Raw genomic sequence first — 14674 nt, 5'->3', positions numbered from 1 at the left:
GGGGATGCATGATGCCGAAAGTTTCTCAAACCACTGCCGGTCAGGCGGAAGACGTTATCAGCGCGCAGGAGCGGGTGCTGATGATCCTTAAAACCATCGCGCAGTTCGGCCGGCCGGCCAGCGCCACCGAACTGATGAAGATGACCGGATTGGCCAAAAGTACGCTGTACCGGCAGTTGGCGATCCTCCGCCGTTGGGGGTTTGTCATGGAAAGCGGGAATCTGTACGCGCCGGGGCCGGTGAGTTTGCAATTGGCGATGGGGTTTGATGAAACCGCGTTGCTGACGCAGTGCGCGCAGGCGGAGATGCGCTGGCTGTCGGACGCCTCGCAGGAGACGGTCGCCATCACCGTGGCGATGAACCGGCAGGCGATCTGCGTCAGCATGATTGAAGCGACGCAGTCGCTGCGCTGTTCGTTCGAGAAGGGGCGCAGCGTGCCGCTGCGGGCCGGCGCGACCGCGAAGTGTCTGCTGGCGCATCTGCCGGAGGCCGAACTGCGCCACATTCTGCCGCTGGAGTTTCCGCATCCCGAACAGCGCGCCGCGATAGCGCGGCAGTTAGCGGCGATCCGCGAGCGGGGCTATGTCGACAGCGACAGTGAAGTGGATGCCGGTGTCTGGGGCGTCAGTTTTCCGTTACTGGCGCCCAACCGCAAACTGCTTGGCGCGCTGAGTTTGATGGCGCCTTCGCAGCGGGTGGCCGGCAAGCAGGCGGATCTGATTGGCCTGACGGCGGCGGCCGTCGAACGTATTCATCAGCATTTAAACGATTTTTGACGTTGTGGCCCGCAGGGGATCCATCGCGTCGTTTAACCAGAGGAAATCATGTATGTCTGTTACCCGTCGTGCTTTGTTAAACACCCTGTTCGCCATCGGACTGTCCTGTATTCCCGGTCTGACCTTCGCACAACAGGGGGAACCCATTAAAGCCGTCACGGATGCGACTTTCCCGCCGCTGGAGTTTATGGAAAACAACAAGTTCAGCGGTTTCGATATTGAACTGGTGGAGGCTATCGGCAAGCAGTTGAATCGGCCGGTACAGTGGACGAACGTGGATTTCAAGGGGTTGATCCCCAGCGTGACTTCGCAGCGGGCCGATATCGCGGTCTCCGGTATTTACATTACGCCGGAACGGGCGCAGGTGGTGAACTTCACCAAACCCTATCTGACCGGCGGACTGGTGGTGGTGGTGAAAGAGGACAACGCCGCGATCAAAACCCATGACGATCTGAAAGGGAAAAGCGTCAGCGTTCAGGTCGGCACCAAGTCGGTGGCATGGCTGCACGGCAATATGCCGGAGGTGCGTCTGGTGGAAGTAGAGAAAAACCAGCAGATGTTCAACCTGGTCAGCATCGGCCGCGTCGATGCCGCGGTGACCGGCAAGCCGGCCGCCTTCCAATATGCGCGCACCAAAGGCGGAGTACGGATTCTTGCCGACCAGTTAACCACCGAAGAATACGGGATCGCGGTGCGTAAAGATCTGACGCAACTGCGCGACGATATCGACGGCGCCGTCGAGACGCTCAAGGCGAACGGCGTCTACCAGCGTCTGCTGGATAAATGGTTTCCCACCCACTAACGCGTAACCGCCGCGGGCGTCGCATCACGCCCGCAAAACCGCCACGTACCACAGGACATTTTTTATGAATCTAGACCTCGACTTTGCGCCGGTATTCGCCAGCAGCGACGCCCTGTTGGCCGGCACGCTGGTGACGATCGAAATTACCCTGTGCGCGCTGCTGGTCGGGTGTTCGCTCGGTCTGCTGGTCGGCATCGCCCGGCTTAACCCGCACCGGCGCATTCTGTATGCCGCCTCCAGCGCCTACGTAACCTTAATTCGCGGCACGCCGCTGCTGGTGCAACTGTTTATCTGGTATTACGGCCTGCCGCGTTTCGGCGTGATGTTGCCGTCCTTTTTCTGCGGCGTTATCGGCCTCGGGCTCTACTCCAGCGCCTATATTTCGGAAATCGTCAGGGGGGCGATCACCTCCATCGAACGCGGTCAGAACGAAGCGGCGCGCTCGCTGGGCATGTCCGGCGTACAGGCGATGTACAAAATCATTCTGCCGCAGGCGCTGGTGCGCATGATCCCGCCGCTGGGCAATGAATTTATCGCGCTGATCAAAAACTCCGCGCTGGTTTCCCTGATCACCATTCAGGATGTGATGCAGGCCGGCACGACGGTTATCAGCAACTCTTACCGCGATCTGGAAACCTATCTGGTGGTGGCCGGCGTGTACTTTGTCCTGACCGGCATTTCCGTTGTGGCGCTGCGTTATTTTGAGAAACGTCATCATATGAAGGGGGTGCAGTAATGACCGACCGTCAATCTATAGAGGCGTCCGCGCTGATCACCATCCGTCGTCTCGGCAAACGTTTTGGCGACAATACGGTGCTGCGCGGCATTGATTTCGACGTGTTCCCCGGCGAAGTCGTGGTGATTATCGGCCCCAGCGGCTCGGGGAAAAGCACGTTCCTGCGCTGCTGCAACGGTCTTGAACACCCGGAAGAGGGCGACGTCACGCTGTGCGGGCGGCCGCTGATCAGCGGAGGAAAGATGCTGGCCGAACCGCAGCTCAACCAACTGCGCAAAGAGGTCGGCATGGTATTCCAGTCCTTCAACCTGTTTCCGCATTTGTCGGTGCTGGAGAACATCTGCGTGGCGCCGCTGATGCTGCGCGATATGAGCAAAGCCGCCGTTCGTCAGCAGGCGATGCAACTGCTGGAGAAAGTCGGTCTGGCCGCCAAGGCGCAGGCGATGCCCGGCAGCCTGTCGGGCGGACAGAAACAGCGGGTGGCGATTGCCCGCGCGCTGGCGATGTCGCCGACGGTGATGCTGTTCGATGAGCCGACCTCGGCGCTCGATCCTGAATTGGTGGGCGAAGTGCTCCAGGTGATGAAATTGCTGGCGCAGGAAGGCATGACCATGATTGTCGTCACCCATGAAATGGGGTTTGCGCGCGAAGTCGCCGATCGGGTGGTGGTGATGGACGGCGGCGGCATTATTGAGTCCGGGACGCCGGCGCAGATTTTCGGCGCGCCGCGCTGCGAGCGCACCCAGCGATTTCTTCAGTCGGTCTTGTCCCAGCACTAAGGCGCCGGACCGAACTCTTTTCTTCACCAGGCAACCAATCATCATGATAACGAATCAACTTTTTGCCCAACACGCGTTGCTGAATGACGGCTGGCAGCGCGACGTATTGATCGCGTGGGACGAGCAGGGCGTGATCAGCCGGGTTGTCCCGGATTGCCGCCGTCCGCCCGACGTTGAACAGGCCGGCTGGCTGCTGCCGGGCATGGTCAACCTGCACTCGCACGCTTTCCAGCGCGCTTTCGGCGGACTGACGGAGTATCGGCGACAGCAACAGGACAGCTTCTGGAGCTGGCGTAATTTGATGTATGACTTTGCGGCGAAGATTTCACCGGAGCAGCTGGAGATCGTCGCCACCTGGTTGTACAGCGAAATGCTGGAGGCGGGCTACACCTCGGTATGCGAGTTTCACTATGTGCATCATCAGCCCGACGGCAGACCCTATGCCGATCCGACGACGCTGTGCCGCAGCCTGATCAACGCGGCGGCGCGCACCGGCATCGGATTGACGCTGCTGCCGGTGTGCTACCAGAACAGCGGTTTCGGCGCTCAGCCGCCGGAGGCGAAGCAGCGGCGTTTTATCAACGACACCGAACAGTTTCTTACGCTATGGCAACAACTGATGCCGCTGACGCGCGACGCTCAGGTGCGGCTGGGCGTCGCGCCGCATTCGCTGCGCGCCATCTCCGCACAGGCGCTGACGCGACTGCTGAGCGGTATCGACCAGATGGATGCGCGCGCGCCGATCCATATCCATGTCGCCGAACAGCGCAAAGAGGTGGATGACTGCGTTGCCTGGAGCGGTCTGCGGCCCGTCGAGTGGTTGCTGGAACACCAGCCGGTCGACCGCCGCTGGTGCTTGATCCATGCCACCCATATGACGGCGCAGGAGTATCGACGCGCCGCCGGCAGCGGCGCGGTGGTCGGACTGTGCCCCACCACCGAAGCCAATCTGGGCGACGGGATGTTTGATTTTCCTCAGTGGCGTCAGCATGACGGCCGCTGGGGCATCGGTTCCGACAGCAATGTCGCCGTCAGCGCCGCGGAAGAGCTGCTGATGCTGGAATATTCTCAACGTTTGCAGTTCCGTCAGCGCAATGTCTGCGCCGACCAACGGCAGAGCGATGTCGCCGCCAGCCTGTATCTGGGCGCGCTGCGCGGCGGCGCGCAGGCCAGCGGGCGCAACGTCGCCGGGCTTGCCGCCGGTCAGCGCGCCGATCTGGTGGAACTGGACGCGCAGCACGCCGCGCTGGCGCTGCTGCCCGCGGACAACATTCTGGCCGGCCATCTGTTCGGCAGTTCGCGCAGCTCGGCGGTACAGCGGGTATGGACCGGCGGTCGGCGGCGGGTGGATCGTCAGCACCTGCTGCATCCGTCGGCGCTGGCTGCGTTCGTCGATGTACGTCGGCAGTTATTGCAACAAATTTGACCGGGAGATTGACACTATGACTAGCGTAGCGCCGTTCATTTTCCATCAGGGCAGCGAACCCTTATTGATCACCATGCCCCATACCGGCGTCTGGCTGCCCGACGAGCTGGCCGGCGACCTGACGCCTGAAGCGCGGGCGGTGCCTGACACCGACTGGCACATCGAGTTGCTTTATGCTTTCGCCAGAGAAATGGGGGCGTCGTGGCTACAGGCCACCTGTTCCCGCTATGTGGTCGATCTCAACCGGCCGCCGGACGGCGCCAGCCTTTATCCGGGGCAGGCCACCACCGGGCTGTGTCCGGAGACGCGGTTCGACGGCGGGCCGGTGTATCTGCCGGGCGCCGCGCCGTCTCCCGAAGAGGTGCAGGCGCGTCGCCGCCGTTACTGGCAGCCCTGGCACGATAAGCTGGAGGAGGAACTGACGCGCCTGAAAGCCCGTTTTCCCCGCGTCGTGCTGTGGGACGCGCATTCCATTCGTTCCGTGTTGCCGCAGTTTTTCGACGGACGCCTGCCCGATTTCAATATCGGCACCAATAAAGGCGCGAGCTGCGCGCCCGCATTGCAGCAGCGTATCGCGGCGGTCGCGCGCGCCGCCTCGCCGTTCACGCAGGTGGAAAACGGACGCTATACCGGCGGCTATATCACCCGCCACTATGGTCAGCCGCATCAGGGCGTACACGCAGTGCAGATGGAGCTGGCGCAGAGCAGCTATATGGATGAAACGCCGCCCTGGCGCTGGCAACCGCAAAAGGCCCGCGCGCTGCAAACCCATCTTCAGACCATGCTACAGTCGGCGCTGGCGTTTGCCCGCGAAGGCCGGTAACGACGCGCTGAGGGACATTCGCCTCGGCCGCTTGGCATAATTATCGGGACGACGGCGTCGTCCCCGCACCCAACAGGGCGGAATCCATGATCGAATTTTATGATACCGAAAGCCTGCCGGTGACGCGCTGGCGTAATGGCGGCGGCGAAACGCGGGAGATCGTCAGCTTTCCGCCCCGCGCGGCGTCATTCGCCTGGCGCGCCAGTATCGCCAGCATCGCCGCCAGCGGCGCTTTCTCTTTTTTTCCGGGGGTCGACCGTGTGATTACCCTATTGCAAGGCGAGGGCGTGGCGCTGGCGTCGCCGGGGGCGTTTGACCAGCCGCTGGCGCTGTACCAGCCTTTCGTCTTTGCCGGCGAAGCGGCGGTGAACGCCCGCTTGTCCGGCCCGGAAAGTCTGGATTTCAACGTTATGACGCGCCGCGGGGTATGTCGGGCGACGGTGATCGCCACCCGACGGCCGCAGCAGGCCGTCGCCGGGGTTTGCTGGGTGATAGCCGGACGCTGGCGCATAGGGGATGCCACCTGCGCGCGCGGACAGGGCGCATGGTGGCACGACTGCGCCGTCGACGTCCGGCCCGACTCCGCGGACGCGCATCTGCTTTTCGCCGCGATTACCTATGAATGAGGCGTTTGCCTTGCAACCTCGCCGGCGCGCGGCGTGAATATCATTATTGCTTACATTTTCCTGCGCGGGGCCGATCGACCGCAGGCTTACGCTTGATAAGGCGCGCCTGCCCGGCGGGGGAAAACGGCGGGTGAACCGATGATAAATATCCGTCCGGCAAAGGGTTATTTTTAATATTTGGCGTAACCTGTAAAGGAGTAACTTTAAATTTCTGTAAGGTTAATGTTATGCAACGTAAAGCCGGGCTATCGCGGATACTGATAACCCTCACCGTTTTGTTCTCCGCCCTGACCGGCCTCTACCTGCTCATCGGCGGTATCTGGTTGGTCAAACTTCATGGTTCATGGTATTACCTGATCGCCGGGCTGATTATGCTGGCGACCGCCTGGCTGTTGCATCGCCGCCGCGTCGTCGCGCTGCTGCTGTATGCGGTTTTCCTGCTTGGCACCACGCTCTGGTCGCTTTGGGAAGTCGGGCCTGATTTCTGGGCGCTGACGCCGCGTCTGGACGTCACCTTCTTTTTCGGCCTGTGGATTGCGCTGCCCTTTATCTACCGCGGCCTGACCGGTCAAGGGCCGCTGGCGCGCGGCGCGCTGGGCGTCTCGTTGGCGATCGCCGTCATTGTGCTGGCGTATGCGATATTCAACGATCCGCAGGAGATTAACGGCTCGCTGAGCGCGGATCAAAGCGCCGCCGCCGACCGCCCGGTCGGCGGGATACCCGACGACGACTGGCCCGCTTACGGCCGCACGCAAGCCGGCACCCGCTATTCGCCGCTGACGCAGATTAACGATAAAAACGTCGGTCAATTGCAGGAAGTCTGGCGGTTTCGCACCGGCGATTTGAAAAGGGTCGGCGATCCGGAAGAAATCACCGATGAAGTTACGCCGATCAAGATCGACGATACCCTTTATCTATGTACGCCGCACCAAAGGCTGTTCGCGCTGGATGCGGTGACCGGCAAAGAAAAATGGCATTTTGATCCGCAACTGGCGACTAATCCCTCATTTCAGCACGTTACCTGCCGCGGCGTGTCTTATCACCAAACGCCGGCGCAGGTCAATGCGACGGACGCCAAACCCGCGCTCTGCTCGCGCCGCATCCTGCTGCCGGTCAACGACGGCAACCTGTACGCGCTGGACGCGCAAAGCGGCGAACTGTGTCCCGACTTTGCGGAGCACGGCAAGCTGAATCTGCAAAGCAATATGCCATATGCCCGCGCCGGCGCCTATGAGCCGACGTCGCCGCCGATTGTGACCGACAGCGTGGTGATTATCGCCGGCGCGGTCACCGATAACTACTCTACGCGCGAACCTTCCGGCGTGATCCGGGGTTTCGATGTGAATAGCGGCAAGCTGCTGTGGGTATTCGATACCGGCAGCAAAGATCCGAACAAGATCCCGCAAGGGGAGCAGGTTTATACGCCGAATTCGCCGAACTCCTGGGCGCCGGCCGCTTATGACGCCGCGCTGGATTTGGTTTATCTGCCGATCGGCGTGGCGACGCCGGATATCTGGGGCGGTCATCGTTCGCCGGAAATGGAGCGTTTCGCCAGCGGCCTGCTGGCGCTGAATGCGACGACCGGCAAACTGGCGTGGTTCTATCAGACGGTTCACCACGATTTGTGGGATATGGACGTACCGGCGCAGCCAAGTCTGGCGGACATTACCGATAAGAACGGTAATACCGTGCCGGTGGTGTATGTTCCGGCCAAGACCGGCAACATTTTCGTGCTGGATCGCCGTACCGGCGCAACCGTGTCGCCCGCGCCGGAAACCCCGGTGCCGCAAGGCCCGGCCAAAGGCGATCGTCTTTCTCCCACCCAGCCTTATTCCGCGCTGACCTTCCGTCCTCAGCAGCCGTTGACCGGCAAGGATATGTGGGGGGCGACCCTTTACGATCAGTTGGTCTGCCGCGTGATGTTCCACCGCTTGCGTTATGAAGGGCCGTTTACGCCGCCATCCGAGCAGGGGACGCTGGTTTTCCCCGGCAATCTGGGCATGTTCGAATGGGGCGGCATTTCGGTTGATACCGACCGTCAGATTGCCGTCGCCAACCCGATGGCGCTGCCGTTCGTTTCTCAACTGATTCCCCGCGGCCCGAATAATCCGGCGCAACCGGGCGTCGGCGAGCAAGGCGGTTCCGGTTCGGAAGCGGGGATTCAGCCGCAGTACGGCGTGCCGTTCGGCGTCAAGCTGAACGCTTTTCTGTCGCCTCTGGGGATCCCCTGCAAACAGCCCTCCTGGGGTTATATCTCGGCCATTGACCTGAAAACCAACGATATCGTGTGGAAAAAGCGCATCGGCACCGTGCGCGACAGCTCGCCATTGCCGCTGCCGTTTAAGGTCGGCATGCCGATGCTGGGCGCGCCGGTCTCGACCGCCGGCAATGTCTTCTTTATCGCGGCGACGGCCGATAACTATCTGCGCGCTTTCAACGTGACGAATGGCGAACAGCTATGGGAAGCGCGTCTGCCGGCCGGCGGCCAGGCCACGCCGATGACCTATGCGGTTAACGGCAAGCAGTATGTGGTCATCGCCGCGGGCGGGCATGGCTCGTTCGGCACCAAACTCGGCGATTATATTATCGCCTATGCGTTGCCTGACGGAAAATAACAGGGCGTCAAGCGATGGCGGTTTACGGTTGCAGAGGCTGATCCCCGCCTACTGCCGCGGGGATGACGTGGGGGACGACGGGATACTTTTTTCGTCATTCTCGCGCAGGCGGGAATCGGTCAATGGCGGTTTACGGTTGCAGAAGCTGATCCCCGCCCACTGCCGCGGGGATGACTCGGGGATGGCTCGGGGTTGACGTGGGGGACGACGGGGTACTTTTTCGTCATTCTCGCGCAGGCGGGAATCAGTCAATGGTCGTTTACGGTTGCAGAAGCTGATCCCCGCCTACTGCTGCGGGGATGACGTTGGGATGACTCGGGGATGAAGCGGGGATGAAGCGGGGACGACGTGGGGGACGACGGGGTACTTTTCTCGTCATTCTCGCGCAGGCGGGAATCGGTCAATGGCGGTTTACGGTTGCAGAAGCTGATCCCCGCCTACTACCGCGGGGATGACTTGGGGATGACTTGGGGATGACGAGGGGATGACGCGGGGATGACGCGGGGACGACGGGATACTTTTCTCGTCATTCTCGCGCAGGCGGGAATCGGTTAATGGCGGTTTACGGTTGCAGAAGCTGCTCCCCGCCTACTGCCGCGGGGATGACATGGGGATGACTCGGGGATGACGCGGGGGACGACGGGATACTGTTCTCGTCATTCTCGCGCAGGCGGGAATCGGTCAATGGCGGTTTACGGTTGCAGAAGCTGATCCCCGCCTACTGCCGCGGGGATGACTTGGGGATGACGGGATACTTTTTTCGTCATTCTCGCGCAGGCGGGAATCGGTCAATAGCGGTTTACGGTTGCAGAGGCTGCTCCCCGCCTACTGCCGCGGGGATGACGTGGGGGATGACGCGGGGGAGGAATGAGGAATCGCGCGTACCCTGCGCCTCCGCAGCCATGTCATAAATGTCCGGCTGTCCATCGGCCGGGCGTACAGGTAGCCCTGTAAATATTTGACGCCGTTCTGCTTCAGGTAGCGGTATTCGTGCCGGGTATTCACCCCTTCCGCCACCATATCCAGATCCAGCCTGCGGCTCAGGCCGATAATCGCGTCGAGCACCGGCGTATCGCTATGGGCCGAGTCGATGGTTCCGACGAAGGCCTTATCGATCTTCAGGTAATCCAGCGGAAACATTTGCAGGTAGGACAAGGAACAGTGACCGGTGCCAAAATCGTCAATGGCGATAATGAACCCCTCCCGCCGCAGTAGCGTCAGCTTTTCCACCACATCCTGCGTATTGGTGATGAGGCTGCGTTCGGTGATTTCCAGCGTGATGCGCATCTTATGCGGCGACAGCATCTCCGCGAGACGGCGAATGTCGTCCACAAAATCCGCATGTTGCATATGCTCGGCCGCGATATTCACGTCCAGATGAAATCCTTCAGGCACTTGCCAGTGTTTTACGTCGGCGGCCAGCAGTCTGAACATATGGTGCGTCAGCGGAATGATTAAGCCCTCGGCCTCGGCGGAAGGAATAAAGACATCCGGACTGATGCTTCTGCCGCCGGGCCGATACCAGCGCATCAGCGCTTCCACGCCGATACAGCTTCGGGTCGTCATATCGTAGATCGGCTGATAATGCACGGCGAACTCGTCGTTGAGCATGCCCTTGCGCAGTTCGTCGCGCAGCGACATTTTGCGTTTCTGCCATGAACGGATAATGGCGGTAAAGATCACAGACAAAATCAGCGCCAGCGGCAGAAAGGCGATAAAGGCGCGCCGCCATGACTTGACCAACTCCGAGGCCGGCAACGCCGCGCTGACCTTAATCGGATAACGGGGTGAGACGGCGGCGGCGGACATTGGCGCGATCAGCGGATTATCATCCACAATGGCGTGTCCTTCCTGAATTTTATAGCCGTCGCCGAAGCGGATGCTCAGCAGATATTGCCGGGTATTGCCCATGGCGTTCATAAAGTCGATCAAATACTGCGAATCAACCAGAGCGAAGGCGCCGAACGAGTCGGAAAGCTGTCGGGCGAAAATCACCGCCGGCCGTTTCTGGACGCGCCTTGTCTCCGGCAGCGAAATATTCCAGCGCTCGGGCATCGGGGTCGGCAGCGGATGCTGGATAATGTTGTTTAACGGGATAAGGCTGTCGCCGGAAACGGAGGAACAGTACATATTCTCTCCCTGCAACAGTCCCACCGAACGAAAGTAGGCGGAGAGCGTACCCTGGTATATCAGTTCGGGAAAAATGCGCTCGCAGGGTTGCCCCTCGTAAACCATCAGGCTATCCACCATGCTCCAGGCCTGCCGACTAATGGCTTCCGCCTGATGCATGATCACCAGATTGGTTATTTTCAGATCCTGTTTTACATCCTGCTTTGCAATGATATAGCTGAAGACCATGCCCAGTAAGATGGGGAGTAACCAGGCGACGATTAACAGATACACGTATCCAGGGGCGGGGCTATGATTGTTTTTTTCCATTACGTCTCTATTCTTTCATTTCCCTGATATTGTCGGATTTGTTTGACTGACAGTACACGAAGAGGGTCTGAAACCATTCCAAGTAGAAACCACACTGATTTTGTAGAAAAGTGTAGCACGCATCAATGTTCCTCGTTCAATAACCAATATGGCGCGGCATCATTAATTTCCCCGCGGTTCAATCAGCGCGCCGGGAGAAGGCCTGATGGGCGAGGAAGCGAAAATGGCCGGATGACGGCGCCGCAGCAGCCGTCATCCGGCCGCGGTTTAACGCGGGGCCTGGAAGGGGCGTCCCATCGGCATTAACCGCAGACCGTCAGGCAGATGCCGCCAGGGCAAGGTCGTCAGATCCACGGGCATGAACCCCGGCGCCGCCGCCACGATAATCTCCGCGGCGATGGCGGAAAAATCCGCGCGGAAATGTACCGCGCTTTTGACCACCAGAATATCCTGTTCGGTGGTTTCAATTCCGGCAAAGCGAAACATGGCTTGATCGGCCATTTGCGCCTTGTGGGTGGAGACCACCACGCGGACGTTGCCGATCTTCAGACAGGCGCTGGGGCCGAGATCCATATCGAAGCCGCCGAAATAGGGGCCGGTGGCCTTGAAGCGGCCGGACATGATTCGTTCGATAAAAAAAGTGGCGCTAAACGGTTCGTCGTCGCTCAGACCGGCGTGTCCGCCCAACGCAAGGGTGACGCTATTGCCTGCGCCGGCGGCCTCGATGTCTTTCATCGCGGCGGGATCCACCATCAGGCCGATGGCGGCGCGGTTCGCCTGATTGCGCACCAGCGCGCGCAGCATTCCCGTGGTATCGGAGTTACTGCCCGCGCCGGGGTTGTCCTGGGCGTCGGCTATCACGATCGGCCGCGTGCCTTGCGCCGCCCGACGCATGGCGTATCGCACCGCTTCATCCGGCGTATAGGTTTTGTCGCTAAAGCGGGATTCGGCGGCGCATACCGCGTGATACAGCGTATCGGCCAGCCGATCGGCCTGCGCCTGATCCGGCGCATAGGCCCAGATCGCCGGCGTGCATTCGGCAAAATCCGCCGCCGGGAATCCCATGGTAAAGGACAGATGCGTCTGCTCTGTTTCCAGCGCCGCCAACTGTTGATAAAGCTCGCTGGCGGGCGCCAGATCGGTACATTGCCAACTGATGGGAATCAGAAACGGGATGCGCCGTACGGCTTTGGCCGGCTTGTCGCCCGTCGCCCGATGCCGCATCAGCAAATTCCAGGCGCGTACCCCGGTATCGGCCATATCCACATGGGGATAGGTGCGGAAGGCCACCAGGTAATCCGCGTTATCCAACATCGCCCGACTGACGTTGGCATGCAGATCCAAACTTGCCACCACCGGAATGGCCGCCCCGACCAGCGCCCGCACGCGTCGCAGCAATTCGCCTTCGCCATCGTCGAGGTGTTCGGCCGCCATCGCGCCGTGCAGATCCAGATAGACTGCGTCAACGGGCAGCGCCGAGCGGATACCCTCAAGGATCAGCGCCGAAATACGCTCGAACGCATCGCGGGTGACCGGGCCGGAAGGGCTGGCCGCCGCCCATACCGTCGGGATCGCCTCATCGCCGTGCGCCAGCGCCTGGGCGACGAAGCCGGCGGCGGGAATATTCTTGCCGCGGATGCTCGGCCATACCGCCTCGCCCTGCGTCATGCCCGGCCAGCCGCCGCCCTGTTCGAACATCCGCCAGTCGGCGGGGCTGGGGGCAAAGGTGTTGGTTTCATGCTCAAAACCGCCATATACGATACGCAATGTCTTCTCCTCGCTGTATTGGGTTCAATACCGGCCTGATGTATCCGGCGCGGTTGCACTGTGCCGGTGCGCAACGGCGAAATCAGGTGAACAAAATTGCACCAGTAACGCGCAAATGATCGGCTTATCTCGGGTTTGCAAGCTGGAACGATAATTGCTTCTGTCTATATCGTCGATTGTCGACAATATCCCGTCAGAGGATAACGCCATTTCCATCAAACGATCCAGGAGCTTTACATGACCAGTTCGAGATTACCGCTACGGCGTTATGCCCGTTACGCGTTAATGGCTGCATCGCTAGGGTTCGCTTCAACCGTCGCTCAGGCGGCCACCGTTAACGCCGTGATGCATGCCAGCCTGCGCGCGTTGGATCCCAACATCACGACGGCCTATATCGTGCGTGACTATGCCTACATGGTTTATGACACGCTGCTGGCGCTTGATGCCGACAATAACATCCAGCCGCAGATGGCGGAAAAATGGGACGTGTCGCCAGACGGCAAAACCTATACTTTCGCGCTGCGCGACGGCCTGAAATGGCATGACGGGCAACCGGTGGTCGCCGCGGACTGCGTGGCATCCATCCAGCGCTGGGCGCAGTTGGATAAGCTGGGGCAGGTGATGAACGGCCTGCTGGAAAATATTCAGGTGATCGATGACAAAAGCTTCTCGATGACGTTCAAACAGCCGACGGCCATCGCGCTACAGGCATTGGCCAAATCCAGCGGCGTGGCGCCGTTTATGCTGCCAAAACGGCTGGCCGATCAGCCGCCGGGCGAACCGATCAAAGAAGCGGTCGGCTCCGGCCCGTTCCGCTTCGTCGCCGGCGAATACCGTCCCGGCGTACAGGCGGTATTTGAGAAATTCGCCGACTATGTGCCGCGTAAAGAGCCGGCCAGCGGGCTGGCGGGCGGCAAGGTGGTGAAGGTCGATCGGGTCAAATGGATCTCCATGCCGGATACCATGACGTCGGTGAATGCGCTGCTTTCCGGCGAGGTGGATTTCATCGAGGATTTACCGATGGATCTGTTGCCGATGCTGGAGAACAACGACGAGGTCACGCTGACCGAATATAAGCTGCAAGGCTCGCAGAATGTGGCCCGGCTCAATTTCCTTCAGCCGCCGTTCGATAACAAGCTGATCCGTCAGGCCGCCCTGGTCGCGATGGATCAGGAGGCGGTATTGCAGGCGCAAAGCGGCAATCCCAAATATTATCACACCTGTCCGGCTTACTTTGGCTGCGACACGCCGTATGCCGGTTCGGTCGGGGCGGACCTTCTGGTGAAAGGCAATCCGGCCAAAGCCGCCGAGCTGCTGAAACAGGCCAACTATGACGGCACGCCGGTCGTTATTCTGCACGCCACGGACGTCCAGTCGCTGGCGGCGATGCCGCCGGTATTCGCCCAGTCGCTGCGTCAGGCCGGTTTTAACGTGCAGTTGCAGGCGATGGACTGGCAGACCGTGACGGTGCGCCGCGCCTCGAAAGAGAAACCCGCCAATGGCGGCTGGAATATCTTCAGCACTTACAACACCATCGCCGATATCTCCGATCCGGTCGGCTCGATCACCGCCGCGGCCAACGGGCCGCAGGCCTGGTTCGGCTGGCCCGATATTCCCGCCGCGGAAGCATTGCGACTGAAAATTGCGTTGAGCACCAGCGACAGCGACAAAAAACAGTACGCCGAAGCATTGCAGAAAACGCTGCTGGAGGAAGTAGCGGCCATTCCGCTGGGCGAGCGCTCGGTGGTGACCGCCCGGCGAGCGAATGTGAAAGATCAGGTGAATACCACCGTCCCGGTGTTCTGGAATATGACCAAAACCGGTAACTAAATCCGCGAAGCCCGGCGTTGCCGCCGGGCGCCTTATTCCCAACACGACAGGTAAT

11 protein-coding genes are annotated in these 14674 nt (G+C 60.6%); 9 read left to right on the top strand and 2 right to left on the bottom strand.

Annotation, left to right across the window (positions count from 1 at the left end):
- Positions 1-8 precede the first annotated feature (8 nt).
- The 8 genes from ABRZ28_RS20105 (at position 9) to ABRZ28_RS20070 (ending at position 8583) form a co-directional block, all read left to right on the top strand.
- Complete coding sequence (locus ABRZ28_RS20105) at positions 9-776, top strand: IclR family transcriptional regulator (RefSeq protein ID WP_319603950.1); 768 nt, start codon at positions 9-11, stop codon at positions 774-776.
- A gap of 52 nt (positions 777-828) precedes the next feature.
- Positions 829-1578 (top strand): transporter substrate-binding domain-containing protein, encoded by a 750-nt coding sequence (locus tag ABRZ28_RS20100; protein WP_330521300.1) that lies wholly within the window; start codon positions 829-831, stop codon positions 1576-1578.
- Between the two features lie 64 nt (positions 1579-1642).
- Positions 1643-2314, top strand: a complete 672-nt coding sequence (locus ABRZ28_RS20095) for an amino acid ABC transporter permease (RefSeq protein WP_319603952.1) — start codon at positions 1643-1645, stop codon at positions 2312-2314.
- A 32-nt stretch (positions 2315-2346) separates the two neighbouring features.
- Positions 2347-3093 (top strand): amino acid ABC transporter ATP-binding protein, encoded by a 747-nt coding sequence (locus ABRZ28_RS20090; protein WP_330521321.1) that lies wholly within the window; start codon positions 2347-2349, stop codon positions 3091-3093.
- 43 nt (positions 3094-3136) lie between these two features.
- Entirely contained in the window at positions 3137-4519 is a 1383-nt protein-coding gene (locus tag ABRZ28_RS20085; RefSeq protein WP_330521299.1) for a formimidoylglutamate deiminase, read from the top strand.
- A gap of 16 nt (positions 4520-4535) precedes the next feature.
- Positions 4536-5342 carry an N-formylglutamate deformylase gene (hutG, locus tag ABRZ28_RS20080; RefSeq protein ID WP_330521298.1) on the top strand — a complete coding sequence of 269 codons (807 nt, stop codon included), beginning with the start codon at positions 4536-4538 and terminating at the stop codon, positions 5340-5342.
- Between the two features lie 86 nt (positions 5343-5428).
- Positions 5429-5968, top strand: coding sequence for a HutD/Ves family protein (locus ABRZ28_RS20075; protein ID WP_330521296.1), 540 nt, complete (start codon positions 5429-5431; stop codon positions 5966-5968).
- 227 nt (positions 5969-6195) lie between these two features.
- The gene (locus ABRZ28_RS20070) at positions 6196-8583 is read left to right on the top strand and encodes a glucose/quinate/shikimate family membrane-bound PQQ-dependent dehydrogenase (protein WP_330521294.1); all 2388 of its coding nucleotides are present in this window, start codon (positions 6196-6198) and stop codon (positions 8581-8583) included.
- Between the two features lie 825 nt (positions 8584-9408).
- Here ABRZ28_RS20070 and ABRZ28_RS20065 read toward each other — a convergent pair.
- Together ABRZ28_RS20065 and ABRZ28_RS20060 are read right to left on the bottom strand one after the other, a co-directional pair.
- Positions 9409-11022, bottom strand: a complete 1614-nt coding sequence (locus ABRZ28_RS20065) for an EAL domain-containing protein (RefSeq protein WP_330521293.1) — start codon at positions 11020-11022, stop codon at positions 9409-9411.
- 267 nt (positions 11023-11289) lie between these two features.
- A complete protein-coding gene (locus tag ABRZ28_RS20060) occupies positions 11290-12789 on the bottom strand; it encodes a M81 family metallopeptidase (RefSeq protein ID WP_330521292.1) in 1500 nt (499 codons plus the stop codon).
- A 237-nt stretch (positions 12790-13026) separates the two neighbouring features.
- Between ABRZ28_RS20060 and ABRZ28_RS20055 the strand changes: the two genes are divergently transcribed.
- Entirely contained in the window at positions 13027-14619 is a 1593-nt protein-coding gene (locus tag ABRZ28_RS20055; RefSeq protein ID WP_330521291.1) for an ABC transporter substrate-binding protein, read from the top strand.
- The last annotated feature ends 55 nt before the right edge of the window (positions 14620-14674 follow it).

This window comes from Brenneria sp. g21c3, from assembly GCF_040240345.1.
Lineage (GTDB): Bacteria > Pseudomonadota > Gammaproteobacteria > Enterobacterales > Enterobacteriaceae > Brenneria.
The sequence above is the reverse complement of the archived record's forward strand: the minus strand, read 5'-3'. Positions and strand labels throughout refer to the sequence as shown.